The sequence below is a fragment of the Kitasatospora sp. NPDC087315 genome (genome assembly GCF_044744345.1).
Lineage (GTDB): Bacteria > Actinomycetota > Actinomycetes > Streptomycetales > Streptomycetaceae > Kitasatospora.
In genome coordinates, this window is record NZ_JBIUYD010000003.1 from 191586 (window position 1) to 214322 (window position 22737).

The following is a 22737-nucleotide window of genomic DNA, read 5'->3' on the forward strand; positions in this document are numbered from 1 at the left end:
ACCCTGATGACAACTGCGAAAACGACCGGCACGGCCACTCTCACCGACGGCGTACGGGCCGAGGCGACCATCGATCTGGCCGCCCTGCGCGGCAACCTCGCCGCGCTGCGCGAGCGCGTCGGCAGCGCCGCGGTGATGGCCACGGTCAAGGCGGACGCCTATGGCCACGGGGCGATCCGCTGTGCCCGCGAGGCGGTCGCCGCAGGCATCGGCTGGCTCGGTACCGCCCTCCCGCAGGAGGCGCTGGCGCTGCGTGCCGCCGGTATCGGCCCGGACCAGGCCCGTGTCCTGTGCTGGCTCTGGACGCCCGGCGGCCCCTGGCGCGAGGCGCTGCTCGCCGATGTGGACGTCTCGGTCAGCGGCCGGTGGGCGCTCGACGAGCTGCTGGCCGCCGTCCGCGCCACCGGGGTCCCGGCCCGGGTGCACCTGAAGGCCGACACCGGCCTGGGCCGCAACGGCTGCCAGCCGCACGACTGGCCCGAGCTGGTCGCCGCCGCCCGCCGCGCCGAGGCGGAGGGCCTGCTCAGGGTGGTCGGCATCTGGTCGCACTTCGCGGCCGCCGACGAGCCGGGCCACCCGTCCGTCCGGATCCAGCTGGACGCCTACCGCGAGGCACTGGCGTACGCCGAGGCCGCCGGGCTGCGCCCCGAGGTCCGGCACCTCGCCAACTCGCCGGCCACGCTGCTGCTCCCGCAGTCGCACTACGACATGGTCCGCACCGGCCTGGCGATGTACGGGCTGTCGCCCGTGCCCGAGGTCGGTTCGCCGGCGGACTTCGGGCTGCGCCCGGTGATGGCGCTGACGGCCCGGCTGGCGCTGGTCAAGCACGTCCCGGGCGGGCACGGGGTCAGTTACGGCCACCACTACACCACGCCGGGCCCGACCACGCTGGGGCTCGTGCCGGTCGGCTACGGCGACGGCATCCCGCGGCACGCCAGCGGCACCGGCCCGGTGCAGATCGCGGGCAAGTGGCGCACGGTGGCCGGCCGGGTGGCGATGGACCAGTTCGTCGTCGACCTCGGCGGCGAGACGCCCGCGATCGGCGAGGAGGTGCTGCTGTTCGGCAACGGCGAGCGGGGCGAGCCGACCGCCGAGGACTGGGGCCGGGCCTGCGGCACCATCGCGTACGAGATCGTGACCCGGCTCGGCGCCCGGGTGCCGCGCCGCTACACCGGCGGTGTCGCCGAAGGCCCGGCGGCATGAGCGAGGAGGCCGGCCCGGTCGTGGCCGCGGCCAGGGCGGCGACCGGGGTGAGCCGGGCCGGCCTGATCGGGATCTCGGTCGGCGTGGTCGCGGCCGGCGCCGCCGCCGGGGTGGCGATCGAGCGGCTGACCGTCGGCCGGGCGACCCGCCGCCGGGCCCGTGCCGAGCTGGACGCCAACGCCCCGTACGGCTCGCTGCGCGGACGTCCGGTGACGGTGACCGCGCCGGACGGCACCGAGCTGTACGTGGAGCTGGACGGCACCGGCTGGCCCGAGCCGTCGGCCCAGGACACCGCGGGGGCCGATGCTCCGCCGGCCGGGCCGGAGCCGCTGACCGTGGTGTTCTGCCACGGCTACTGCCTCAACCAGGACAGCTGGCACTTCCAGCGGGCCGCGCTGCGCGAGGGCATGCGGCTGGTCTTCTGGGACCAGCGCAGCCATGGCCGATCCGAGCGCTCGCGTTCGTACCTGGCCGGCGAGCCCGCCAGCATCGACGAGCTGGGCGGGGACCTCAAGGCCGTGCTCGACGCCGTCGCGCCGACCGGGCCGCTGGTGCTGGTCGGCCATTCGATGGGCGGCATGACGGTGATGGCGCTGGCCGACCAGCACCCGGAGCTGTTCCGGACGGGGGTGACCCCGGCCGAAGGCGGGGGGAGGGTCGCCGGGGTCGCGCTGGTCGGCACCCTGGCGGGGGACTGGGAGGCCGTCAGCCTCGGCCTGCCCGCGGCCGGCGCCAAGCTCTTCAAGAAGGTCGCCCCGGGGGTGATGAAGCTGCTCGGCCGTCAGGTCGGGCTGGTGGAGGCGACCCGGCGGGCGGGCGCGGACCTCACCGCCGTCCTCTACCGGAAGTTCTCCTTCGGCGGGAAGGACGTCGACCCGGGCGTGGTCCGGTTCGCCGAACAGCTGCTGGACGCCACCCCGATCGACGTGGTCGCCGAGTTCTACCCGGTCTTCGGCGCGCACGAGAAGACCACCGCGCTGGCCACCCTGCGCGACATCCCCACGCTGGTGCTGGCCGGCACCAAGGACCTGCTCACCCCGCCCGGCCACAGCGAGGCGATCGCCGAGCAGCTGCCCGGCGCCGAACTGGTCCTGGTCGAGGACGCCGGCCACCTGGTGATGCTGGAACACCCCGGGCTCGTCGACCGGTGCCTGGCCGCTCTGCTCCGGCGGGCCGTCGGCTACCGCGGCACCGCGCCGCTGCCGCCGTCCGTGCGCGACCTGCTCTGATCCGGCGCCGGGAGCCGGGCGGGCCGGGGCCCCGCCTCCGGTACGGACCGCCGCCCGGAGCACGCCGGTACCCGGATGTGGCACCGTAGCGGGGGCGGCCGGCGGTCGGCGCGCCGCACGGATCGAAGGGCATTTCACGCGCATGGGCTCGGACGCGACTCTCACCGTTCCCACTCCCGAGCGGATGGGCCGGCTCGGCCGGGAACTGGCCGCGCTGCTGCGGCCGGGGGACCTGGTGCTGCTCTCCGGCGAACTGGGGGCGGGGAAGACCACGCTGACCAGAGGGCTGGGGGAGGGGCTCCAGGTGCGCGGGGCGGTCACGTCGCCCACCTTCGTGATCGCCCGGGTGCACCCGTCGCTGGTCGGCGGTCCGGCACTGGTGCACGTCGACGCGTACCGCCTCGGCGGGGACCTGGACGAGATGGAGGACCTCGACCTGGACGTCTCGCTGCCGGAGTCGGTGGTGGTGGTCGAGTGGGGCGAGGGCAAGGTCGAGCGGCTGTCCGAGGACCGGCTGGAGGTACGGATCGAGCGCGCCCTCGGCGGCGCCGGGGCCGAGGACGACCTGGACCCGCGCCGGGTGGTGCTGACCGGGATCGGCCCGCGCTGGGACGGGGTGGCGCTGGCCGCGCTGGCCTAGGGCGTGTCTTCGGGGCGTCTTCCCGACAGGCTGTCGGGAAAGTGTTGCGGGCGGGGCGCCGGGCGTGATGGGATGGGTGCTGCGGTTAGGTCTGCCTAACTAGGGAGGCGCCATGTCGAGCACCACCCCCGCCCCGGAGCGCGCGCCGCGCGGCACCGGAGCCGGAGAGTCCGCCCGCCGCGCTCAGGGGGAGCCGATGCGCGCGCTGCTGGCCGCGTGCGCGGCCGCGGAGGCGGTGTCCACCCCGCCGGTGCCCGAGCGCGGGAAGGCGGCGCCGGTCGAGGCCGTGCCCGCCGAGGCTCCGCGCGCCGCCTGAGCGAGCCGCCTCAGGCGATCACGACCACCTTGGTGCCGCGCGGCGCGAAGTCCCAGAGCAGCTGGCCGTCCTCGCGGCTGCTGCGGATACCGCCGGTCTTGGCCTGCGGGTCGGTGGTCGGCGTGGCGCCGTCCACGGCCGCGCTGAAGCCGAACACGACGCCGTTCTGCTGGGCGAAGCGCACCACGTGCTCGATCTGCCGCCCGTCCGTGCCCGTGGTGGTCGGGGTCCTGCTGTAGACGGGGTAGCTGCCGGGAGTCGGCTCCACCGAGCCCGGCGTGACCGCGAAGGAGGCCACCACCTGGGGGGTCTTCTTGGGGTCGACCAGCCAGACGTAGTGGCTGCCGGCCGAGTAGACGACCCGCAGCCCGCTGCCGGAAGTCGTCGGCAGCGTGGGGACGGTCGGGGTGGCCGGGGCCGACGGGGTGGCCGGGGCGGCCGGATCGTTCGACACCGAGGCCGTGCTCGCGCTCGGGCGGACGCCGCCGGCGCGGTCCTGCGCACCGTTGGCCTGGAAGGCCAGCAGGCTCACCACCGCCAGGGCCCCCAGGGTCAGCCCGGTGACCACCACTCCAGGACCCATCTTCGCCACGTGCCGCTCCTACCGCCGTCCAAAACCGTCCGCCCCATCGTGCCAGGTTCACCCGGCGAGCCCGCATCGTGCCGGACGTGTGTTCCGAAACGGAACGCGCTGTCGATCGGGCGGAGCAGGTCCGGCCGTCCCGACCGCCGCCGACCGGTCTAACCTTGACCCCGTGCTGCTGCTCGCGTTCGACACCGCCACCCCCGCCGTCACCGCCGCCGTCCACGACGGCACGGCCGTCCTCGCCGAGACCGACCAGGTCGACGCCAGGCGCCACGGCGAACTGCTCCTGCCCGCCATCGACCGGGTGCTGCGGGCGGCCGGCGTCGACAAGCACCGGCTCACCGGCATCGCGGTCGGCGTCGGCCCGGGCCCGTACACCGGCCTGCGAGTCGGCCTGGTGACCGCCGCCGCGCTCGGCCACGCGCTCGGCCTGCCCGTGCACGGCGTCTGCACCCTGGACGCGATCGCCCACCAGGCCCGGGCCGAGGGCCTGGCCGGGCAGCCGTTCACGGTGGCCACCGACGCGCGCCGCAAGGAGGTCTACTGGGCCTCGTACGACGCCGAGGGCCACCGGACCGAGGGGCCCGCCGTGGACCGCCCGGCCGAGCTGACCCCGCGGCCGCGGGCCGTCGGCGCCGGCGCGCTGCTCTACCCGGACGCCTTCCCCGGCGCGCACGGCCCCGAGCACGTCTCGGCCGGCGCGCTCGCCGCCTTCGCCGCCGCCGAGCTGGCCGCCGGGCGCGAGCTGCTCCCCAACGTCCCGCTCTACCTGCGCCGCCCGGACGCCCAGGTGCCCGCCGGCTACAAGGCGGTGCTCCCGGCGTGAACGGCGACACCACCCTGCGCCGGATGCGCTGGTGGGACATCGCGCCGGTGATGGAACTGGAGCTGCGGCTCTTTCCCGAGGACGCCTGGTCCACCGGGATGTACTGGTCCGAGCTGGCCGAGACCCACCCCGGCGGCACCCGCCACTACACCGTCGCCACCACCCGCGACGGCGCCGTCGTCGGCTACGCCGGACTGATGGCGGTGGCCGGCGAGGGCGACGTGCAGACCATCGCCGTCGACGAGCGCCACCAGGGCGCCGGCCTCGGCGCGGCACTGCTCACCGACCTGATTCAGGAGGCCGCCCGGCGGGGCTGCGCCGAACTGCTGCTGGAGGTGCGGGTGGACAACCCGCGCGCCCAGCGGCTGTACGAGCGCTTCGGCTTCGAGCCGGTCGGCATCCGGCGCGGCTACTACCAGCCCGCCAACGTCGACGCGCTGGTGATGCGCCTCGACGACCCGCAAACGGACGCGCCTCAGAAAGACGTGAAGGACACCCGCCATGGCTGACGAACCGCTCGTCCTCGGTATCGAGACCTCCTGCGACGAGACCGGCGTCGGCATCGTGCGCGGCACCACGCTGCTCGCCGACGCGGTCGCCTCCAGCGTCAACGACCACGCCCGGTTCGGCGGCGTCGTCCCCGAGATCGCCAGCCGCGCGCACCTGGAGGCGATGGTCCCGACCATCCAGCGCGCCCTGGACACCGCCGGGGTCAGGGCGGGCGACCTGGACGGGATCGCCGTCACCGCCGGCCCGGGCCTCGCGGGCGCGCTGCTGGTCGGCGTCAGCGCCGCCAAGGCCTACGCCTGGGCGCTGGACAAGCCGCTGTACGGGGTCAACCACCTCGCCTCGCACATCTGCGTGGACCAGCTGGAGCACGGCCGGCTGCCGTCGCCCACGATGGCCCTCCTGGTCTCCGGGGGGCACTCCTCGCTGCTCCTCAGCGAGGACATCACCAGCGACGTCCGCCCGCTCGGCGCGACCATCGACGACGCGGCCGGAGAGGCCTTCGACAAGGTCGCCCGGGTGCTCGGCCTGGGCTTCCCCGGCGGCCCGGTGGTGGACCGCACCGCCCGCGAGGGGGACCGCAGGGCGATCGCCTTCCCGCGCGGCCTGACCGGCCCCAGGGACCCGGAGTACGACTTCTCCTTCTCGGGCCTGAAGACCGCCGTCGCCCGCTGGGTGGAGGCGAAGCGCCGGGCCGGCGAGGAGGTGCCGGTCGCCGACGTGGCGGCGTCCTTCCAGGAGGCGGTCACCGACGTGCTGACCCGCAAGGCCGTCAAGGCGTGCAGGGACAACGGCGTCGACCACCTGATGATCGGCGGCGGGGTGGCGGCCAACTCGCGGCTGCGGGAGATGGCCCAGCAGCGCTGCGACAAGGCGGGCATCCGGCTGCGGGTGCCGCGCCCCGGCCTGTGCACCGACAACGGCGCGATGGTCGCCGCGCTCGGCGCCGAGATGGTCTGGCGGGACCGCGCGCCGTCCGCCTTCGACCTCTCCGCCGACTCCTCGCTGCCCGTCACCGAGACGCACGTACCGGCGGTGGCGTCCGGGCACGGCGACGTCCACGGCCAGGCCTACCAGGCCCTCGGCGGTGGCCGGTGAGCACCACCGCCGCGATGTGGGAGGCCCGGGCCGCCGACGGGCGGGCCGCCGAGCTGACCGCCTGGGTGCACGCCGTCGCCCTGCCCGCCCTGCGCGGCGCGGCCGGTCTGGTCCGCACCGAGCTGTTCAGCGCCCCGGGCGAGCGGGTGCTGCTGATCACCTGGTGGACCGGCGAGCCCGTTCCGCTCGCCGAGCCGCCGGCCGGCCTGCTCGGCCGCCCGGTGCACCGCTGGTCCTTCACCAGCGAGCACGTCGAGCCATGAGGACGGGAACCGCCGCGCCGGCCGCTACCGTGCTCTAGGGCGAGACGGCTGGACGGATCCGGGGAGCGCGGCGCGGTGAAGAAGTACGGGCGGAGCAGGACGAAGACGTACGCGGTGGGGGCGCTGGCGCTGCTGGCCGCCGCCACCGGGTGCGGCAGCAGCGGTGGCGGTACGCCGGCGGCGGCCGGCGGCACACCGTCCACCGCGGCCCACCCCTCGGGCGGCGGCGCGCAGACCCCGGCGGCCGCCGCGGCCACCACGCCCGCCGCACCACCGGCCGCCGGGGACCCGGCGGCCTGGGCGAAGTGGAACCTCAAGCCGCTGGCGCCCGCCCCGGCCGCGCCCGCCGACAAGCCGATCAAGCTCGAACGGACCGGCACCGTACCGGTGTTCAGCGATGTGAAGACGGCCGACAAGGTCGTCTTCATCACCATCGACGACGGCGCCGAGAAGGACCCGAAGTTCGTCGAGATGCTGACCGACCTCAAAGTGCCGGTCTCGATGTTCCTGACCCGGGACATCGTCAAGGACAACTACGGCTACTTCAAGCCGCTCCAGGCGCTCGGCAACCACATCCACAACCACACCGTGGACCACGCGCAGATGAGCAAGGTCCCGCCGGAGAAGCAGAAGTCCGAGATCTGCGACGCCCAGTCCGCGCTCACCCAGCAGTACGGCACCGCGCCGCTGCTGTTCCGCCCGCCCTACGGGGACGGCGCCAACACCCCGGCGCTGAACGGCTCGGTGCAGCAGTGCGGACCGCGGGCCATCGTGCTCTGGCGCGAGTCGATGCAGATCCACGACATGCAGTACCAGGCGGCGGACAAGAAGCTGAAGCCCGGCGACATCGTCCTCGCCCACTTCCGGGGCCCGAAGGACCTCAAGGGCGAGACGATGACGCAGATGTTCGGCGAGATGCTGGCCCGCATCCAGGAGCAGGGCTTCGCGGTGGCCCGGCTCGAGGACTACATTCAGGCGCCCCCGGCCTGATCCGCCGCCACCTGATCCGCCGCCGTCCCGGCCGTCACCGGCCGGCCCAGCATCATCAGCGGGCCCCGGTCGGTGCGGCTGAGGATCACCGTGACGCTGTTCGGCCCGGACGGCTTCAGCTGCCGGCGCAGCTCCTCGGGGGTGATCGCCATCCCGCGCTTCTTGATCACCACCGTGCCGACGGCCCGTTCGCGCAGCAGCGCCTTCAGCTTCTTGATGTGGAACGGCAGCACGTCGGTGAGCTTGTACGCGTGCGCGTACGGGGTGGCGACCAGGCGGTCCGAGGTGAGGTAGGCGATCTTCGGGTCGATCAGCCGGCCGCCCACCTGGCCGGCCACCTCGGCGACCAGGTGGGCGCGGATCACCGCGCCGTCCGGCTCGTACAGGTAGCGGCCGACCGGTCCGGCGGGCGGGTCGGGCAGGTCGCCGCCGGTCAGCGTGGTGCCGTGCGGCAGCAGGGTGGCGCGGTGCGGGTGCCCGGCCCCGGTGCCGAACCAGAGCACCGCCTCCTTGACGTCCCCGTGGTCGGAGACCCACTCGGCCTCGGCGTCGGCCGGGACGGCCTCGTGCGGGATGCCCGGCGCGACCTTCAGCGCGCCGACCGGGGTGCGGCGGCCGGCCTCGATCGCCCAGGAGAGCGGCGGGGCGTACGCCTCCGGGTCGAACACCCGGCCGCGTGACGTCCGGCGGGCCGGGTCGGTGAAGACCGCGTCGTAGCCGGTGACATCGATGTCGGCGACGTCCGCGCAGCGCACCTCCACCAGGTCGGACAGGCCCAGCGCGGCCGCGTTCGCGGCGGTGGCGGCACAGGCCGCCGGGTCCCGGTCGACGGCGAGCACCTCGATCCCGGCCCGGGCCAGCGCCAGGACGTCCCCGCCGATGCCGCAGCAGAGGTCGGCCAGCCGGCGCACGCCCAGCCCGGCGAAGCGCCGCGCCCGCCACTCGGCGACGCTGCGCCGGGTGGACTGCTCGACCCCGTTGGGCGTGAAGTACATCAGGTCGGCGTCCGGGCCGAACTTCGCCCGGGCCCGCTGCCGCAGCCGGGCCTGCCCGAACGCCGCCGACACCAGCTCCGCCGGGTGCTCCCGCCGCAGCCGGGTGGCCAGGGCCAGCTCCTCCTCGGGCGCGAACTCACGCAGTTCGGCGAGCAGGGACTGCCCCTCGGGGGTCAGCAGGGGCTGCAGGTTCTCGGTGTCCACCCGGTCATTCTCCCCGGTCCCGGGCCCGGCGCGACGCGTCGTCGGCCGCCTGCCCGCAGGCCCCGGTGCGCCGTGGGCCCACCGCGCCACGCGCAACACGAGGGCGCGCCGTTGGCACTCTGGTTGACTGAGTGCTAACCGCACCCTATGGTCGTCCTTGGCACTCTCCACCTGGTGAGTGCTAACGCGATGAAGCGTGTCTGACCCCCGCGACGGCAGGCTCGCAGGTTCGCCCCTACCCGTTAGAAAACCCCGTAATCTCCGAAGGGGAGCTCGGACGTGACCACCAGCAGCAAGGTTGCCATCAAGCCGCTCGAGGACCGCATTGTGGTCCAGCCGCTCGACGCCGAGACCACCACGGCCTCCGGCCTGGTCATCCCGGACACGGCCAAGGAGAAGCCCCAGGAGGGCGTCGTCCTGGCCGTCGGCCCGGGCCGCTTCGAGGACGGCCAGCGTCTGCCGCTCGATGTCGCCGTCGGCGACATCGTCCTGTACTCGAAGTACGGCGGCACCGAGGTGAAGTACCAGGGCGAGGAGTACCTCGTCCTCTCGGCTCGCGACGTTCTCGCCATCATCGAGAAGTAACGCGACGTCGGGAAGCAAGACGTTCCAGCCCGCCCCGGATCCGTGTCCCAGTGACAGGGGCCCGGGGCGTGGTTGTTGGTTCACGTAGTTTCAGCGGTCGGTGGGCCGGCCGCAGCCCCGAGGGAATAGGGAACATGGCGAAGATCCTGCAGTTCGACGAGGACGCCCGCCGCTCGCTGGAGCGCGGTGTGAACAAGCTGGCCGACACCGTCAAGGTGACCATCGGCCCCAAGGGCCGCAACGTCGTCATCGACAAGAAGTTCGGCGCCCCGACCATCACCAACGACGGTGTCACCATCGCCCGTGAGGTCGAGCTGGACGACCCGTACGAGAACCTTGGCGCGCAGCTCGTCAAGGAGGTCGCCACCAAGACCAACGACGTCGCGGGTGACGGCACCACCACCGCCACCGTGCTGGCCCAGGCCCTGGTCAACGAGGGTCTGCGCAACGTCGCCGCCGGTGCCGGCCCGGCCGCCCTGAAGAAGGGCATCGACAAGGCCGTCGCCGCCGTCTCCGAACACCTGCTCTCCATCGCCCGCGAGATCGAGGGCAAGGACGACGTCGCCGCCGTCGCGTCCCTCTCCGCGCAGGACACCCAGGTCGGCGAGCTGATCGCCGAGGCGATCGACAAGGTCGGCAAGGACGGTGTCATCACCGTCGAGGAGTCGAACACCTTCGGCGTGGAGCTGGACTTCACCGAGGGCATGCAGTTCGACAAGGGCTACCTGTCGCCGTACTTCGTCACCGACGCGGAGCGGCAGGAGGCGGTCCTGGAGGACCCGTACATCCTGATCAACCAGGGCAAGATCTCCTCCATCCAGGAGCTGCTGCCGCTGCTGGAGAAGATCCTCCAGGGCGGTTCCTCGAAGCCGCTGCTGATCATCGCCGAGGACGTCGACGGCGAGGCGCTGTCGACCCTCGTGGTGAACAAGATCCGCGGCACCTTCAACGCGGTCGCCGTCAAGGCCCCGGGCTTCGGCGACCGCCGCAAGGCGATCCTCGGCGACCTGGCCACCCTGACCGGTGCCACCGTCATCTCCGAGGAGGTCGGCCTCAAGCTCGACCAGGCCGGTGTGGACGTGCTGGGCACCGCCCGCCGCGTGACCATCACCAAGGACGAGACCACCGTCGTCGACGGCGCCGGTGACACCGAGGCCGTGGCCGGCCGCGTCGCCCAGATCAAGGGCGAGATCGCGAACACCGACTCCGACTGGGACCGCGAGAAGCTGCAGGAGCGCCTGGCCAAGCTGGCCGGCGGCGTCTGCGTCATCAAGGTCGGCGCCGCCACCGAGGTGGAGCTGAAGGAGCGCAAGCACCGCCTGGAGGACGCCATCTCGGCGACCCGTGCCGCGGTCGAGGAGGGCATCGTCGCCGGCGGTGGTGCCTCCCTGGTGCACGCCGCCAAGGTGCTGGAGGACGGCCTGGGCCTGTCGGGCGACGAGGCGACCGGTGTCGCGGTCGTCCGCAAGGCGCTGGCCGAGCCGCTGCGCTGGATCGCCCAGAACGCCGGCCTGGAGGGTTACGTCATCACCTCCAAGGTCGCCGAGCTGGAGGCGGGCCAGGGCTACAACGCCGCCACCGGCGAGTACGGCGACCTGGTGAAGGCCGGCGTCATCGACCCGGTCAAGGTCACCCGCTCCGCGCTGGAGAACGCCGCCTCGATCGCCTCCCTGCTGCTCACCACCGAGACCCTCGTGGTGGAGAAGAAGGAGGACGAGGAGGCCGGTCACGGTCACTCGCACGGTGGCCACGGCCACTCCCACTGACGTCTGATCAGTGACCGCAGGCCCGGTCCGCTCCCCTCGGGGACGCGGGCCGGGCCTGCGGCGTATGGGCCGGTGGTCTGCTTCGGGATTCAACTATCAGATGAATTTTGCTTATAGCAAAGTTTGCCTTATAACTGAGTCATGATCGAGGCCCGCCATCTGCGCGTTCTGCGTGCCGTCGCCCGCACCGGCTCCTTCTCCGCGGCCGCTCGCGAGCTGGGCTGTACGCAGCCTGCCATCAGCCAGCAGATGAAGGCCCTGGAGAAGTCCGTCGACACCCCGCTGGTGGTCCGGTCCGGGCGGGGCATGCAGCTCAGCGAGGCCGGGCGGGTGCTGCTCAAGCATGCCACCGGGATCCTGGCCGGGCTCTCGGCCGCCGAGGAGGAGGTCGCGGCGATCGCCGGGCTGCGGGCCGGCCGGGTGCGGCTGGTCTCCTTCCCGACCGCGAGCTCCACCCTGGTGCCGCCGGCCGTCGCCCGGCTGCGGGACGGCCATCCGGGGGTGCGCGTGTCGCTGGTCGAGGCGGAACCGCCGGAGTCGCTGGCGATGCTGCGCGGCGGGGAGTGCGAGATCGCGCTGGCCTTCCGCTACCCGCAGACGGCCGGGGCCGCCCCGGCCCTGCCGGCGCCGCCCGCGCACGGCGTGCCGCGCGAGGCGCGGGCGGAGGCGAACCTGGAGGCGCAGCAGCTCACCGCCGTCACCGACTGGTCCGACCTGGTGGTCACCCCGCTGCTGGACGACCCGATGGTCGGCGTGCTGCCCGCCGCGCACCCGCTGGCGGGGCGCGGCGGCGGGCCGGTGGAGCTGGCGGAGCTGGCGGCGGAGCAGTGGATCGCGGGCTGCCCGCAGTGCCGGGGGCATCTGGTGGAGCTGTGCGCGGGGGCGGGCTTCGAGCCCCGGATCGACTTCGCGACCGACGACTACCCGGCGGTGGTCGGCCTGGTGGCGGCCGGGCTCGGGGTGGCGGTGCTGCCGGGGCTGGCGCTGGAGTCGGTGCGCCCTGACGGCGTGTCCACGGTGCCGGTGCGGACCGCCTCGGGGGCGCCGGCGGTGCGGCAGGTGGTCGCCCTGACCCTGCCGGACCTCGCGGAGGTGCCGGCCGTGGCGCTGATGCTGGAGCGGCTGGCGGGCGCGGCCGGCGGACGCTGACCCGGGGTCGTACGGCGCCAGAGCGGCCTGAAGCGCCGCGAAGAAACGTTTCTCCACGGCGTGGCGCGGGTTTGCGATTAGTGCTGTACCCCCGTCGGCGCGACCAGCGGTACCTCTACCAGACGGTGCCGCGAGCGGCCCATCATCTCCTCGCGCTCGTCCTCGGTCAGACCTCCCCAGACGCCGTACGGCTCGCGGACCGCCAGCGCGTGCGCGGCGCACTCGGTGCGCACCGGGCAGCGCATGCAGACCTCCTTGGCGCTGGCCTCGCGCGAACTGCGCGCGGCCCCGCGCTCGCCCTCGGGGTGGAAGAAGAGCGAGCTGTCCACGCCGCGGCAGGCCGCGGAGAGCTGCCAGTCCCAGAGGTCCGCGTTGGGGCCGGGGAGGCGGGAGAAATCTGCCATGGCTCATTCCCTTCAGAGGCTCGTCGGCCGCCGGCCGGCCCCAGCGGGGTGTTGCTGTGCGGCGCGGCGAGGCTTCGATGCGCTGGTGTGGACACCTGGAAATATGACTTAAGGCAACTCCATGGACAAGTCACCCACAGAGTGGCACAACAGTCAATGACCGTAGAAAAGCTATAAAAAAGGGCAAAGAGGGCATGGGCTCCGGCGGGCGCGGACGTGGCAATCGGGTGGCCCGCGGGCGCGCGCGACTCCGTACCCGTGTGCGGGTCGTACGCCGACCGCGCGCGAGCGGCACAAAAGTGCGGCGTGTGCACCGCGATGCGGCTGATCGGTAATGGGTTGGCCACGTACAGTGGTGGAGATGGCTCTGAAAGCCGTAACTCATTCGAGTGACGGTCGTTGGAAGTGCGGAGGCGGCAAGCGGGCGCCGGATGTCGGGAACGATCGCGGGGAGTAGCGGCGATCGGCCCGGAGTCCGTCGTCGACCGGCCGTGTCGGAGAGATTCGTACCAGCCAGGAGGCTCAACGTGACGCGGATCAGCTGCGGAGGACGACGGTCATGACTTCCGTTCTCGTTTGCGACGATTCCCCGCTTGCCCGCGAGGCGCTTCGCCGCGCGGTCGCGACCGTACCCGGTGTCGACCGGGTCACCACCGCGACGAACGGGGAGGAGGTCCTCCGCCGCTGGGTGGCCGACCGCTCCGATCTCGTTCTGATGGACGTCCGGATGCCCGGCCTCGGCGGGGTCGAGACGGTCCGCCGGCTGCTGTCCGCCGACCCGGGCGCGCGGATCATCATGCTCACCGTCGCCGAGGACCTCGACGGCGTCGCCCTCGCGGTGGCCGCGGGCGCCCGCGGGTACCTGCACAAGGACGCCTCGCGCGCCGAGCTGCGGGCCACCGTCACCCAGGCCCTCGCCGACCCGACCTGGCGGCTCGCCCCGCGCCGGCTGCGCAGCCCCGACATGGGCGCGGCGCCCACGTTGACGGCGCGTGAGATCCAGGTGCTGGAGGGTATGAGCCACGGTCGCAGCAACGCCGAGATCGGCCGCGAGCTCTTCCTCTCCGAGGACACCGTCAAGACCCACGCCCGGCGGCTGTTCAAGAAGCTCGGTGCCTCGGACCGTGCGCACGCGGTGGCGCTGGGCTTCCGCTGGGGCCTGGTCCGCTGACCACCGGCGGCCCCGCCGGTCGCGGCGCGCTGCTCGCGATTCCCAGGACAGGCCCCGCACAGGCGTGTGACGTTACGGTCCCGAGGTTGCACCATGGAGGAGTGGAGCACCTCGGGGACCAGCGGACAGGCACTGCGGCGAACCACACGGCCGCAGGACACTCGGCGGACAGCGCGACGGACAGGACCACCGACGGCGGCGGGGCGGGAGGCGGCACGGTGCAGGAGGGGCCGGTGGTGCGCGACGGTGTGGCGTACGATGCCGCACCGCATAACGTTCCGGTGCACAACTCCGGACGCGGTGCCGCGTTTTCCCGCTCGACCAGGCACCATGGACCGATGCGTGACGACGTGGCCGGTACTCCCGGCGAGGCGGACCCGGTGGAGGCCGAGCCCTCCGGCGCGGGCCACGACGCGTCGTACGCGGATCCCGGCGAGGCAGGCCCCGGCCGTCCGCCGGTGCTCGGCGGCGGGAGTTCGCCGCTGGTCGGCGAGCTGGTCGCGGCCGCCGTACGCGGCGAGGGCCCGGCGATCGACGCGCTGCTCGCCTATGTCCACCCGCTGGCGCTGCGGTACTGCCGGGGCCGGCTGGTCCGGCTGCCGGGTGGTGCCCGGCACCATGTGGACGACGTCGCCCAGGAGGTCTGCGTGGCGGTGCTCTGCGCGCTGCCGCGCTACCGGGACCAGGGGCGGCCCTTCGAGGCCTTCGTCTACGGCATCGCCGCGCACAAGATCGCCGATCTGCAGCGGGCCGCGATGCGCGGGCCCGGCTCGACGGTGGTCCCGCAGGACGACCTGCCCGAGGTGCCGGACGAGGCGCTCGGCCCGGAGGAGCGGGCGCTGCTGAGCAGCGACGCGGCCTGGGCCAAGGAACTGCTCTCCAACCTGCCGGCCCGTCAGCGCGAGCTGGTGCTGTTGCGGGTGGCCGCCGGGCTGTCGGCGGAGGAGACCGGCGAGGTGCTCGGGATGTCACCCGGCGCCGTCCGGGTCGCGCAGCACCGGGCGCTCAGCCGGCTGCGGGCGCTCGCGGAGGAGTCCTCCTGATCCTGGCCCGGGGCGGAATGGCTCATGGGCGGCCGGTGTTGTCAAGGGCACACGAGGACACATTCGCGGTGCCAGTACGATGGGGTATCGGCGCCTGGGCGGGTCGCCAAAGTTTCGTGGGTGCGGGCGGGGTTCCCCTGGAGGTTCCTCCAAGGCACCGAGCGTTTCGGCGGCCTGAGCGAGTGAGCGATGACAGCGCCCCCACCCTCAGGGCGCGAGCGGAATAGGCCGGCCACGGAAGGTACCCCGAAATGTCTTACAACGCCGCAGGCGTACCCGAGAAGTTCGCGATGCTCGGGCTCACGTACGACGACGTCCTGCTGCTGCCCGGGGCCTCCGAGGTGCTGCCGAACCAGGTCGACACCTCCTCGCGAGTCTCCCGGAACGTGCGCGTCAACATCCCGCTGCTCTCCGCGGCGATGGACAAGGTCACCGAGTCGCGGATGGCGATCGCGATGGCCCGCCAGGGCGGCGTCGGCGTCCTGCACCGCAATCTCTCCGTCGAGGACCAGGCCAACCAGGTCGACCTGGTGAAGCGCTCCGAGTCCGGCATGGTGACCGACCCGATCACGGTCGGCCCGGAGACCACCCTGGCCGAGGCCGACGCGCTCTGTGCGAAGTTCCGGATCAGCGGTGTGCCGATCGCGGACGAGGCGGGCAAGCTGCTCGGCATCGTCACCAACCGTGACATGGCCTTCGAGTCGGACCGCAGCCGCCAGGTCCGCGAGATCATGACCCCGATGCCGCTGATCACCGGCAGGGTCGGCATCTCCGGCGAGGACGCGATCGGGCTGCTCCGCCGCCACAAGATCGAGAAGCTCCCGCTGGTCGACGACGAGGGCCGGATCAAGGGCCTGATCACCGTCAAGGACTTCGTCAAGGCCGAGAAGTACCCGAACGCCGCCAAGGACGCCGAGGGCCGGCTGCTGGTCGGTGCCGCCGTCGGCGCCAGCGCCGAGGCGTTCGACCGGGCCCAGGCCCTGGTCGAGGCCGGGGTGGACTTCCTGGTCGTGGACACCTCGCACGGGCACAGCCACAACGCGCTGGCCTGGATCGCCAAGATCAAGTCGGCCGTCAAGGTCGACGTGGTCGGCGGCAACGTCGCCACCCGTGACGGCGCCCAGGCGCTGATCGACGCCGGCGTGGACGGCGTCAAGGTCGGCGTCGGCCCCGGCTCCATCTGCACCACCCGGGTGGTCGCCGGCATCGGCGTCCCGCAGGTCACCGCGATCTACGAGGCCGCGCTCGCCTGCCAGGCGGCCGGCGTGCCGGTGATCGGCGACGGCGGCCTGCAGTACTCCGGCGACATCGGCAAGGCGCTCGCCGCCGGCGCCGACACCGTGATGCTGGGCTCGCTGCTGGCCGGCTGCGAGGAGTCCCCGGGCGAGCTGCAGTTCATCAACGGCAAGCAGTTCAAGTCCTACCGCGGCATGGGCTCGCTGGGCGCCATGCAGTCCCGCGGCCAGGGCCGCTCGTACTCCAAGGACCGTTACTTCCAGGCCGAGGTGGCCTCGGACGACAAGCTCGTCCCCGAGGGCATCGAGGGCCAGGTGCCCTACCGCGGTCCGCTGTCCGCCGTGCTGCACCAGCTGGTCGGCGGTCTGCGCCAGACCATGGGCTACGTCGGCGCCGCCACCATCGCCGAGATGGAGAGCAAGGGCCGGTTCGTCCGGATCACCTCGGCGGGCCTCAAGGAGAGCCACCCGCACGACATCCAGATGACCGTCGAGGCGCCGAACTACACCACGCGCTGACACCGTCCGCCCGAGGGGCCCGCCACCGCGGGCCCCTCAGGCGTGTCCGGCTCCTGCGCCGGGAGGGGCGCGCCCCTCGCCGAGCCGAAGGAGCGTGCCGAGCCGAAGGGGCGCCCCGGAGGCGAGCGCGCGAGTAACAGCGCGTGCGGGATACTGGGGACGGCCGGGGTGACCCGGCGGGTACGAGCAACAAACCAGAAGGGCTCGAAGTGACTGAGATCGAGATCGGGCGAGGCAAGCGCGGCCGCCGGGCGTATTCCTTCGACGACATCGCCGTCGTCCCCAGCCGTCGTACGCGGGACCCGAAGGAGGTCTCGATCGCCTGGCAGATCGACGCCTACCGCTTCGAGCTGCCGTTCCTGGCCGCCCCGATGGACAGCGTGGTCTCCCCGCAGCAGGCCATCACCATCGGCCGCCTCGGCGGTCTCGGTGTGCTCAACCTCGAAGGCTTGTGGACCCGCTACGAGGACCCACAGCCGCTGCTCGACGAGATCGCCCGGCTCGACGACGAGGCCGCCGCCACCCGCCGCCTGCAGGAGATCTACGCCGCGCCGATCCGCGCCGAGCTGATCAAGCAGCGGATCCAGGAGGTGCGCGACTCCGGCGTGGTCACCGCCGCCGCGCTCTCCCCGCAGCGCACCGCAGAGTTCTCCAAGGCCGTCGTCGACGCCGGTGTCGACGTCTTCGTCATCCGCGGCACCACCGTCTCCGCCGAGCACGTCTCCGGCGCCGCCGAGCCGCTCAACCTCAAGCAGTTCATCTACGAGCTGGACGTCCCGGTCATCGTCGGCGGCTGTGCCACCTACACCGCCGCGCTGCACCTGATGCGCACCGGCGCGGCCGGCGTGCTGGTCGGCTTCGGCGGCGGCGCCGCCCACACCACCCGCGGCGTGCTCGGCATCCAGGTGCCGATGGCCACCGCCGTCGCCGACGTGGCCGCCGCCCGTCGCGACTACATGGACGAGTCCGGCGGCCGCTACGTCCACGTGATCGCGGACGGCGGCGTCGGCTACAGCGGCGACCTGGCCAAGGCCATCGCCTGCGGCGCCGACGCGGTGATGATCGGCGCGGCGCTGGCCCGGGCCACCGACGCCCCCGGCCGTGGCTTCCACTGGGGCATGGAGGCCGTCCACGAGGAGCTGCCGCGCGGCAAGCGGGTGGACCTCGGCACCGTCGGCACCACCGAGGAGATCCTCACCGGCCCGTCGCACACCCCCGACGGCACCATGAACCTGTTCGGCGCGCTGCGCCGTGCCATGGCCACCACCGGCTACTCGGAGCTCAAGGAGTTCCAGCGGGTCGAGGTGACCGTCAACCCGGCGCTCAACCACCGCTGAGCCCGGTCACGCACGGTTGACGAGGCCCCCACCGGACACTGTCCGGTGGGGGCCTCGTCGCTCCGGGTCAGTCCCGGGAGGCCGTGCGGCGGGTCAGGATGAAGCCGCCGATCAGGGCGATGCCGTAGAAGGCGACGTCCAGCAGCCGGCGGTCCTCGCGCCAGAGCGTCAGCGCGTCGCCGAGCAGCTCGCCGTACGGGGTGCCCGCCAGCTCGTGCAGACGCCGGGTCTGGCCCAGCAGCTGGCCGAGGAAGAGCGCGCCGGCCGCGAGCGCCGCGCCGAGCAGCGGCAGGACCCGGCTGTGGCCGCCCAGCCGGCCGAGCGGCCAGGCGACGGCGGCGGCCGGGGCGATCGCCAGCCAGCCGATGGTGTCCTGCACCCGGGCCGGCGCGCTGCCGTACGCCAGGGCGCCGAGCAGCATCGCGGCGGCGGCGGTCGCGGCGGCCAGGCCGGTGCGGTGGTGCCGGCCGTCGGCGGCGGGCGCGGGCGCGGGTTCGTAACCGGCCACCGGGGCGCCGGGCATACCGGGGGCGACATAGCCCTCGGGGGTGTCCGGTTCGGGCGCGACCGAGTAGTGCTGAGCCGTTCGTGGCCGTCCCGACTGGCCGTCAGCGCCCGGTGTGGGTGCGGTCATGGGCGTCGAATCCCCCCGGAAAGACTGTGAGCTGCCGAACGCTAGCAGCGCCCGGGCCCGGCCGGACAGGGGTTTCGATCACAGATCGGGCACGGAGCGCGACCGTCGTCCGGTTCGCCGGAGGTGTGGCCGGGGGCCGGGTGGTCGAGGGCCCTCGGGACAGGGGATGATGGAGGCTTGGCGTTCGGGCCCGACGCCGGGCCGACGCGCCGTCACCTCGACCGCCAGCAGCACATGGGGGAACGTTCCGAATGACCCAGGCGCAGGGTTCCACCGGCCGCCTTCTGGCCGGCCGTTACCGGCTGGACGCGGTGCTCGGGCGCGGCGGTATGGGCACCGTCTGGCGCGCCGAGGACGAAATGCTGGGCCGGATCGTCGCGGTCAAGGAACTGCGGATGAACGCCAGCGTCGAGGAGGACGAGAAGCACCGGCTGATCGTCCGTACGCTGCGCGAGGCCAAGGCCACGGCGCGGATCCGGCACAGCTCGGCGGTCACCGTCTTCGACGTGGTCGACGAGGACGACCGGCCGTGGATCGTGATGGAGCTGGTCGAGTCCCGCTCGCTGGCGGACGTGATCAAGGAGGACGGGCCGCTGGAGCCCGTCCGGGCCGCCGAGATCGCGCTCGACGTGCTGGGGGTGCTGAGCGCCGCGCACGCGCTCGGCATCCTGCACCGCGACGTGAAGCCGTCCAACGTGCTGATCGGCGAGGACGGCCGGGTGGTGCTCACCGACTTCGGCATCGCCAGTGTCGAGGGCGACGCCTCGGTCACCTCCACCGGAATGCTGGTCGGCGCGCCCTCGTACATCTCGCCGGAGCGGGCCCGGGGGCAGAAGCCAGGCCCGCCGGCCGACCTGTGGTCGCTGGGCGGCACGCTGTACGCGATGGTCGAGGGCCGGCCGCCGTATGACCGGGGTTCGGCGCTGGCCACCCTCACGGCGGTGATGACCGAGGAGCTCACCACGCCGACGAACGCGGGCCCGCTGCTGCCGGTGATCGAGGGGCTGCTGGCGAAGGACCCGGTCGAGCGGCTGGACGCCTCGCAGACCCGGTCGATGCTCAAGCGGGTGGTCGCCGAGGACACCGCGCGGGCCGAGTCGACCACCGAGCACGCGATGCCGGTGCGGGCGGCGGGTGTGGCGGGTGCGGCCGGGGTGACCGGTGCGGCCGGCCAGGGCGCGTCCGGCAGCGGTGAGGACGCTGGGGACGTCAAGGGCGCCGGCGAGGACGGCAAGGACGCCGGGAGCGGCGAGGACACCGAGAACACCGAGAACGCGGGCGGGGCCACCGGCAAGCGGCCGGTCGGCGGGCTGCTCGGCACCGTCCGGGTGGGCAGCCGGGCCAAGGACGAGGAGCCCGTCGCCGCGGCGGAGGCCGCGGCCGGGCCCGAGCCGGTCCAGCCGGTGAGCGGGGAGTGGACCCTGGGCGCGACCCAGGCGGCCGGTGCGGACCCGCGCAAGGGCCGACGGCGGCTGGCCGTGGTCGCGGTGGTCCTGGTGCTGCTGCTGATCGCCGGGGCGGTGGCGCTGGTGCGGGCGTTCGGCGGCTCCGACAACGGGGCGGCGCAGGGATCCGGAGTCACCGTCGGGCTGTCGACCGGCGCGGACGCCCCGCCGGTGGACACGCCCCCGGCGGACACGCCCCCGGCCGGGACGGAACCGGCGAGCGGCGCCCCGGAGGCGACCACGCCCGCCGCCCCGAGCACCGCCCCGACCACGCCGTCCGCCGTCACCACGCCCGCCGAGCAGACCGTCGCCCCGCCCGCCCCGGCGCCGTCGTCGGCCCCGCCGACCCCGCCGGCCCCGGCCGGTGCGGCCGTGCCGGCCGGGTACCACGCGTACAAGGACCCGTCCGGTTTCTCGATCGTGCTGCCGGACTGGCTGGAATCGGCCGGCTCCGACTCCGTCCGGCACATCTTCAAGGGCGGCGGCAGCACCCTGACCGTCGAGTGGACCACCAGCCCAGGCCCGGACGCCCTCGCCGACTGGAAGGAGTCCGAGCCCGGGCTCCGCGGCCGCGTCACCAACTACCAGCGGGTGGCGCTGCAGGCCGTCAACTACCGCGAGTGGACCAACGCCGCCGACTGGGAGTGGACGTCCGGCAGCCCCCGCACGCACTCGCTCAACCGGGGCTTCGTCACCGGCACCCCGGCCAAGTACGGCTACGCCATCTACTGGACCACCCCGGACACGGACTGGAACGCACCGCAGAACGTCCAGGCCAGGGAGACCGCCTTCGCGACCTTCCAGCCCGCGCCGTAGCCGGGGTGCTCAGCCGATCAGGCGTTGCTTGGCGCGGCCGAACTCCTCGTCGGTGAGGGCCCCCGCGGTGTGCAGGGCGGCCAACCGCTCCAGCTGGTCGAGCAGTTCGGTACCGGTGGAGGGCGCGGCGGCCGGGGCGGGGGCGAGGGACTTGGGCGTAGCGTTACGGGACAGCCGGGCGGCCGCCCGGATCTGCTCGGCGAAGACCTCGGCCTTGGCCACGTCCTCGAACCGGTGCGAGCCGGTGAGCGCGACCACCAGCAGCACCTCGCCGTTGAACCGGGTCCTGGTCACGGTGGCGTCCGTGACCGCCGAAAGCGGAACCGGGACCGGCGGTTTTCCGTCCTTGAGGAAGAGCAGCCGGTGGGTGGTGAGGACCAGCACGCCCTTGCGGAAGTGGTCGGGATGGCGCCCGGCCGTGGATGCGACCGGCTTTTCGTCGGGTGCGACGTTCGCCTCGACGGTGCGCAGGGCCTCCGCCCGGGTGTCGCTGTTGTTGTTGCCGGCCACGTCGAAGGCCGCGTCGATCAGATCGGTCCAGTCCATGGGATCGAGCGTAATGCGGCAGACAATTAGGCTGGGCGGCGAGCGAGAGGAACACGCATGCGAGCGGTCCCGGGGCAGATGCTGGCGGGTCGTTACCGGCTGACGGATCATCCGGAGGCGGCGCGCGCGCTCGCCGTGGACGAGCGGACGGGAGCCCTCGTCCTGTTGCGCGGCCTGGAGCTGCCGGGCCTGCTGACGAGCGGTCACGATCCCGACGACCCGGTGCCCGAGCAGGGCGAGCGGCTGGTCCGCCGGGTGGGGGCGGTGGGCGCGGCCGCGGCGACGCATCCCCGGCTGCTGCAGGGGGTCGGGGCGTTCGTCGAGGGCGAGCTGCTCTGGACGGTCGAGGAGTGGCCGGCCGGGGTGCCGCTGTCCGAGCAGGCCGCGGCCGGGCCGGTCCCGCCGTACCGGGTGGCCGAGGTGGCGGCGGACCTGTCGGGCGCGCTGCGGGCGCTGCACGAGGCGGGCCTCGCGCACGGCAACCTGACCACCGAGTCGGTGCTGGTCTGCGAGGACGGCGCGGCGCTGCTGGGCGGGCTGCTGTCCGGGGTGGCGCAGGAGGCGCTGGCCGAGGAGCTGGGCGGGCCCGGTGGGCGCCGCCGGTACGAGGTGCGGGCCACCCTGGTCGGCCCGGTGGCGGAGCGCTGGCCGCTGGACGGCGGCCCGGCGGGCGACTGCTGGGCGCTCGGCGTGCTGATGCAGCGGCTGGTGACCGGCCGTTCGCCGTTCCCGGACCACGGGGTGCCGGAGCTGGTGACGGCGGTGCGCGACGGGCGACGGGAGCCGGCCGCGGTGTGCGGGCCGCTGGCGCCGCTGGTGGAGCGGCTGCTCCAGCCCGATCCGGCGCTGCGGCCGACGGCGGCGCAGATCCAGCGGGAGCTGGCGGACCTGCTGGCGGGCGCGCCGGAGCCGGTCGACGAGGAACGGGCGGCCGGGCTGCTCACGGTGAAGCCGGAGGGCCCGTTGGTGCCGCTGACACCGCGTCGGCGCGGCCGGGGCGGGCCCGGCCGGGAGCCGGTGGCGGCGGAGACCGGCCCGGAGCCGGCCCGGCCGCCGCGGGTGCCGCCGGCGCTGCTGGGCCCGCTGCTGGTCGCCGGGGTGTTCCTGCTGCTGGTGCTCGGGGTGGCGGCTGTGGTGCTGTTCGCAGGCTGACGGTGCCCGCCCGGGAAGCCGTCGCGGTACGGCGGACGGGGGTGATTACCGGGGTGGGGGCGGTGCGCCTAGTGTGTG

General features: G+C 73.8%; 23 protein-coding genes. 18 read left to right on the forward strand and 5 right to left on the reverse strand.

The features are described from left to right. Positions 1-6 precede the first annotated feature (6 nt). The 4 genes from alr to ACIO5D_RS05910 all read left to right on the forward strand — a co-directional run bounded on the left by alr (position 7) and on the right by ACIO5D_RS05910 (position 3388). Positions 7-1203 (forward strand): alanine racemase, encoded by a 1197-nt coding sequence (gene alr, locus ACIO5D_RS05895; protein WP_400659887.1) that lies wholly within the window; start codon positions 7-9, stop codon positions 1201-1203. Next, positions 1200-2432: an alpha/beta hydrolase gene (locus ACIO5D_RS05900; RefSeq protein ID WP_363605528.1), complete on the forward strand. Its 1233-nt coding sequence runs from the start codon at positions 1200-1202 to the stop codon at positions 2430-2432. Before alr ends, ACIO5D_RS05900 begins: the two co-directional genes overlap by 4 nt. Positions 2433-2574: 142 nt before the next feature. Then, positions 2575-3072: a tRNA (adenosine(37)-N6)-threonylcarbamoyltransferase complex ATPase subunit type 1 TsaE gene (gene tsaE / locus ACIO5D_RS05905; protein ID WP_363605529.1), complete on the forward strand. Its 498-nt coding sequence runs from the start codon at positions 2575-2577 to the stop codon at positions 3070-3072. Between the two features lie 112 nt (positions 3073-3184). Beyond that, entirely contained in the window at positions 3185-3388 is a 204-nt protein-coding gene (locus ACIO5D_RS05910) for a hypothetical protein (protein ID WP_363605531.1), read from the forward strand. Between the two features lie 10 nt (positions 3389-3398). Here ACIO5D_RS05910 and ACIO5D_RS05915 read toward each other — a convergent pair whose 3' ends face one another. Further along, positions 3399-3971, reverse strand: a complete 573-nt coding sequence (locus ACIO5D_RS05915) for a hypothetical protein (RefSeq protein ID WP_400756307.1) — start codon at positions 3969-3971, stop codon at positions 3399-3401. A gap of 172 nt (positions 3972-4143) precedes the next feature. On the opposite strand from ACIO5D_RS05915, the gene tsaB reads away from it, so the two are divergent. The 5 genes from tsaB to ACIO5D_RS05940 all read left to right on the forward strand — a co-directional run bounded on the left by tsaB (position 4144) and on the right by ACIO5D_RS05940 (position 7658). Further along, the gene (tsaB, locus tag ACIO5D_RS05920) at positions 4144-4800 is read left to right on the forward strand and encodes a tRNA (adenosine(37)-N6)-threonylcarbamoyltransferase complex dimerization subunit type 1 TsaB (RefSeq protein WP_400756155.1); all 657 of its coding nucleotides are present in this window, start codon (positions 4144-4146) and stop codon (positions 4798-4800) included. A 23-nt stretch (positions 4801-4823) separates the two neighbouring features. Then, positions 4824-5309, forward strand: a complete 486-nt coding sequence (gene rimI / locus ACIO5D_RS05925) for a ribosomal protein S18-alanine N-acetyltransferase (RefSeq protein WP_363605795.1) — start codon at positions 4824-4826, stop codon at positions 5307-5309. Then, the gene (gene tsaD, locus ACIO5D_RS05930) at positions 5302-6405 is read left to right on the forward strand and encodes a tRNA (adenosine(37)-N6)-threonylcarbamoyltransferase complex transferase subunit TsaD (protein ID WP_363605533.1); all 1104 of its coding nucleotides are present in this window, start codon (positions 5302-5304) and stop codon (positions 6403-6405) included. Before rimI ends, tsaD begins: the two co-directional genes overlap by 8 nt. Further along, positions 6402-6668 (forward strand): hypothetical protein, encoded by a 267-nt coding sequence (locus ACIO5D_RS05935; protein ID WP_400653061.1) that lies wholly within the window; start codon positions 6402-6404, stop codon positions 6666-6668. The genes tsaD and ACIO5D_RS05935 overlap by 4 nt, the downstream gene beginning before the upstream one ends. A 75-nt stretch (positions 6669-6743) precedes the next feature. Then, positions 6744-7658: a polysaccharide deacetylase family protein gene (locus ACIO5D_RS05940; protein WP_400756154.1), complete on the forward strand. Its 915-nt coding sequence runs from the start codon at positions 6744-6746 to the stop codon at positions 7656-7658. Here the strand turns inward: ACIO5D_RS05940 and ACIO5D_RS05945 are convergent. Continuing rightward, positions 7640-8857, reverse strand: a complete 1218-nt coding sequence (locus ACIO5D_RS05945; protein ID WP_400794023.1) for a methyltransferase domain-containing protein — start codon at positions 8855-8857, stop codon at positions 7640-7642. The genes ACIO5D_RS05940 and ACIO5D_RS05945 overlap by 19 nt on opposite strands. 279 nt (positions 8858-9136) lie before the next feature. Between ACIO5D_RS05945 and groES the strand changes: the two genes are divergently transcribed. The 3 genes from groES (at position 9137) to ACIO5D_RS05960 (ending at position 12357) form a co-directional block, all read left to right on the forward strand. Next, positions 9137-9442: a co-chaperone GroES gene (groES, locus tag ACIO5D_RS05950; RefSeq protein WP_014136232.1), complete on the forward strand. Its 306-nt coding sequence runs from the start codon at positions 9137-9139 to the stop codon at positions 9440-9442. A 134-nt stretch (positions 9443-9576) separates the two neighbouring features. Continuing rightward, positions 9577-11208 (forward strand): chaperonin GroEL, encoded by a 1632-nt coding sequence (groL, locus tag ACIO5D_RS05955; protein ID WP_363605537.1) that lies wholly within the window; start codon positions 9577-9579, stop codon positions 11206-11208. A gap of 141 nt (positions 11209-11349) precedes the next feature. Further along, entirely contained in the window at positions 11350-12357 is a 1008-nt protein-coding gene (locus ACIO5D_RS05960) for a LysR family transcriptional regulator (protein ID WP_400756151.1), read from the forward strand. Between the two features lie 77 nt (positions 12358-12434). Here the strand turns inward: ACIO5D_RS05960 and ACIO5D_RS05965 are convergent, their stop codons facing one another. Continuing rightward, positions 12435-12761, reverse strand: a complete 327-nt coding sequence (locus ACIO5D_RS05965) for a WhiB family transcriptional regulator (protein ID WP_363605540.1) — start codon at positions 12759-12761, stop codon at positions 12435-12437. Positions 12762-13320: 559 nt separating this feature from the next. Here ACIO5D_RS05965 and ACIO5D_RS05970 point away from each other — a divergent pair. From ACIO5D_RS05970 to ACIO5D_RS05985, 4 genes are all read left to right on the forward strand, one after another. Continuing rightward, positions 13321-13932 (forward strand): response regulator transcription factor, encoded by a 612-nt coding sequence (locus tag ACIO5D_RS05970; RefSeq protein ID WP_014136228.1) that lies wholly within the window; start codon positions 13321-13323, stop codon positions 13930-13932. A gap of 338 nt (positions 13933-14270) precedes the next feature. After that, positions 14271-14975, forward strand: coding sequence for a sigma-70 family RNA polymerase sigma factor (locus ACIO5D_RS05975; protein WP_363605541.1), 705 nt, complete (start codon positions 14271-14273; stop codon positions 14973-14975). A gap of 251 nt (positions 14976-15226) precedes the next feature. Beyond that, entirely contained in the window at positions 15227-16729 is a 1503-nt protein-coding gene (gene guaB / locus ACIO5D_RS05980; RefSeq protein WP_363605543.1) for an IMP dehydrogenase, read from the forward strand. A gap of 209 nt (positions 16730-16938) precedes the next feature. Further along, positions 16939-18066: a GuaB3 family IMP dehydrogenase-related protein gene (locus ACIO5D_RS05985; protein ID WP_363605544.1), complete on the forward strand. Its 1128-nt coding sequence runs from the start codon at positions 16939-16941 to the stop codon at positions 18064-18066. 67 nt (positions 18067-18133) lie between these two features. Here ACIO5D_RS05985 and ACIO5D_RS05990 read toward each other — a convergent pair whose 3' ends face one another. After that, positions 18134-18700, reverse strand: a complete 567-nt coding sequence (locus tag ACIO5D_RS05990; protein ID WP_400653071.1) for a hypothetical protein — start codon at positions 18698-18700, stop codon at positions 18134-18136. A gap of 251 nt (positions 18701-18951) precedes the next feature. On the opposite strand from ACIO5D_RS05990, the gene ACIO5D_RS05995 reads away from it, so the two are divergent. Next, positions 18952-20961 (forward strand): protein kinase, encoded by a 2010-nt coding sequence (locus ACIO5D_RS05995; protein ID WP_400794024.1) that lies wholly within the window; start codon positions 18952-18954, stop codon positions 20959-20961. A gap of 9 nt (positions 20962-20970) precedes the next feature. Here the strand turns inward: ACIO5D_RS05995 and ACIO5D_RS06000 are convergent, their stop codons facing one another. Continuing rightward, entirely contained in the window at positions 20971-21507 is a 537-nt protein-coding gene (locus ACIO5D_RS06000; RefSeq protein WP_400653075.1) for an SHOCT domain-containing protein, read from the reverse strand. A 57-nt stretch (positions 21508-21564) separates the two neighbouring features. Between ACIO5D_RS06000 and ACIO5D_RS06005 the strand changes: the two genes are divergently transcribed. After that, positions 21565-22659, forward strand: a complete 1095-nt coding sequence (locus tag ACIO5D_RS06005; RefSeq protein WP_363605550.1) for a protein kinase domain-containing protein — start codon at positions 21565-21567, stop codon at positions 22657-22659. Positions 22660-22737: the final 78 nt, after the last annotated feature.

Coding starts and splice junctions, on each gene's coding strand:
- ACIO5D_RS05990 (WP_400653071.1), bottom strand. CDS start 18,700: ATGACCGCACCCACACCGGGCGCTGACGGCCAGTCGGGACGGCCACGA.
- alr (WP_400659887.1), top strand. CDS start 7: ATGACAACTGCGAAAACGACCGGCACGGCCACTCTCACCGACGGCGTA.
- rimI (WP_363605795.1), top strand. CDS start 4,824: ATGCGCTGGTGGGACATCGCGCCGGTGATGGAACTGGAGCTGCGGCTC.
- ACIO5D_RS05900 (WP_363605528.1), top strand. CDS start 1,200: ATGAGCGAGGAGGCCGGCCCGGTCGTGGCCGCGGCCAGGGCGGCGACC.
- ACIO5D_RS06000 (WP_400653075.1), bottom strand. CDS start 21,507: ATGGACTGGACCGATCTGATCGACGCGGCCTTCGACGTGGCCGGCAAC.
- ACIO5D_RS05995 (WP_400794024.1), top strand. CDS start 18,952: ATGACCCAGGCGCAGGGTTCCACCGGCCGCCTTCTGGCCGGCCGTTAC.
- ACIO5D_RS05975 (WP_363605541.1), top strand. CDS start 14,271: ATGCGTGACGACGTGGCCGGTACTCCCGGCGAGGCGGACCCGGTGGAG.
- tsaE (WP_363605529.1), top strand. CDS start 2,575: ATGGGCTCGGACGCGACTCTCACCGTTCCCACTCCCGAGCGGATGGGC.
- ACIO5D_RS05915 (WP_400756307.1), bottom strand. CDS start 3,971: ATGGGTCCTGGAGTGGTGGTCACCGGGCTGACCCTGGGGGCCCTGGCG.
- ACIO5D_RS05960 (WP_400756151.1), top strand. CDS start 11,350: ATGATCGAGGCCCGCCATCTGCGCGTTCTGCGTGCCGTCGCCCGCACC.
- tsaD (WP_363605533.1), top strand. CDS start 5,302: ATGGCTGACGAACCGCTCGTCCTCGGTATCGAGACCTCCTGCGACGAG.
- ACIO5D_RS05970 (WP_014136228.1), top strand. CDS start 13,321: ATGACTTCCGTTCTCGTTTGCGACGATTCCCCGCTTGCCCGCGAGGCG.
- ACIO5D_RS05965 (WP_363605540.1), bottom strand. CDS start 12,761: ATGGCAGATTTCTCCCGCCTCCCCGGCCCCAACGCGGACCTCTGGGAC.
- guaB (WP_363605543.1), top strand. CDS start 15,227: ATGTCTTACAACGCCGCAGGCGTACCCGAGAAGTTCGCGATGCTCGGG.
- ACIO5D_RS06005 (WP_363605550.1), top strand. CDS start 21,565: ATGCGAGCGGTCCCGGGGCAGATGCTGGCGGGTCGTTACCGGCTGACG.
- groL (WP_363605537.1), top strand. CDS start 9,577: ATGGCGAAGATCCTGCAGTTCGACGAGGACGCCCGCCGCTCGCTGGAG.
- ACIO5D_RS05910 (WP_363605531.1), top strand. CDS start 3,185: ATGTCGAGCACCACCCCCGCCCCGGAGCGCGCGCCGCGCGGCACCGGA.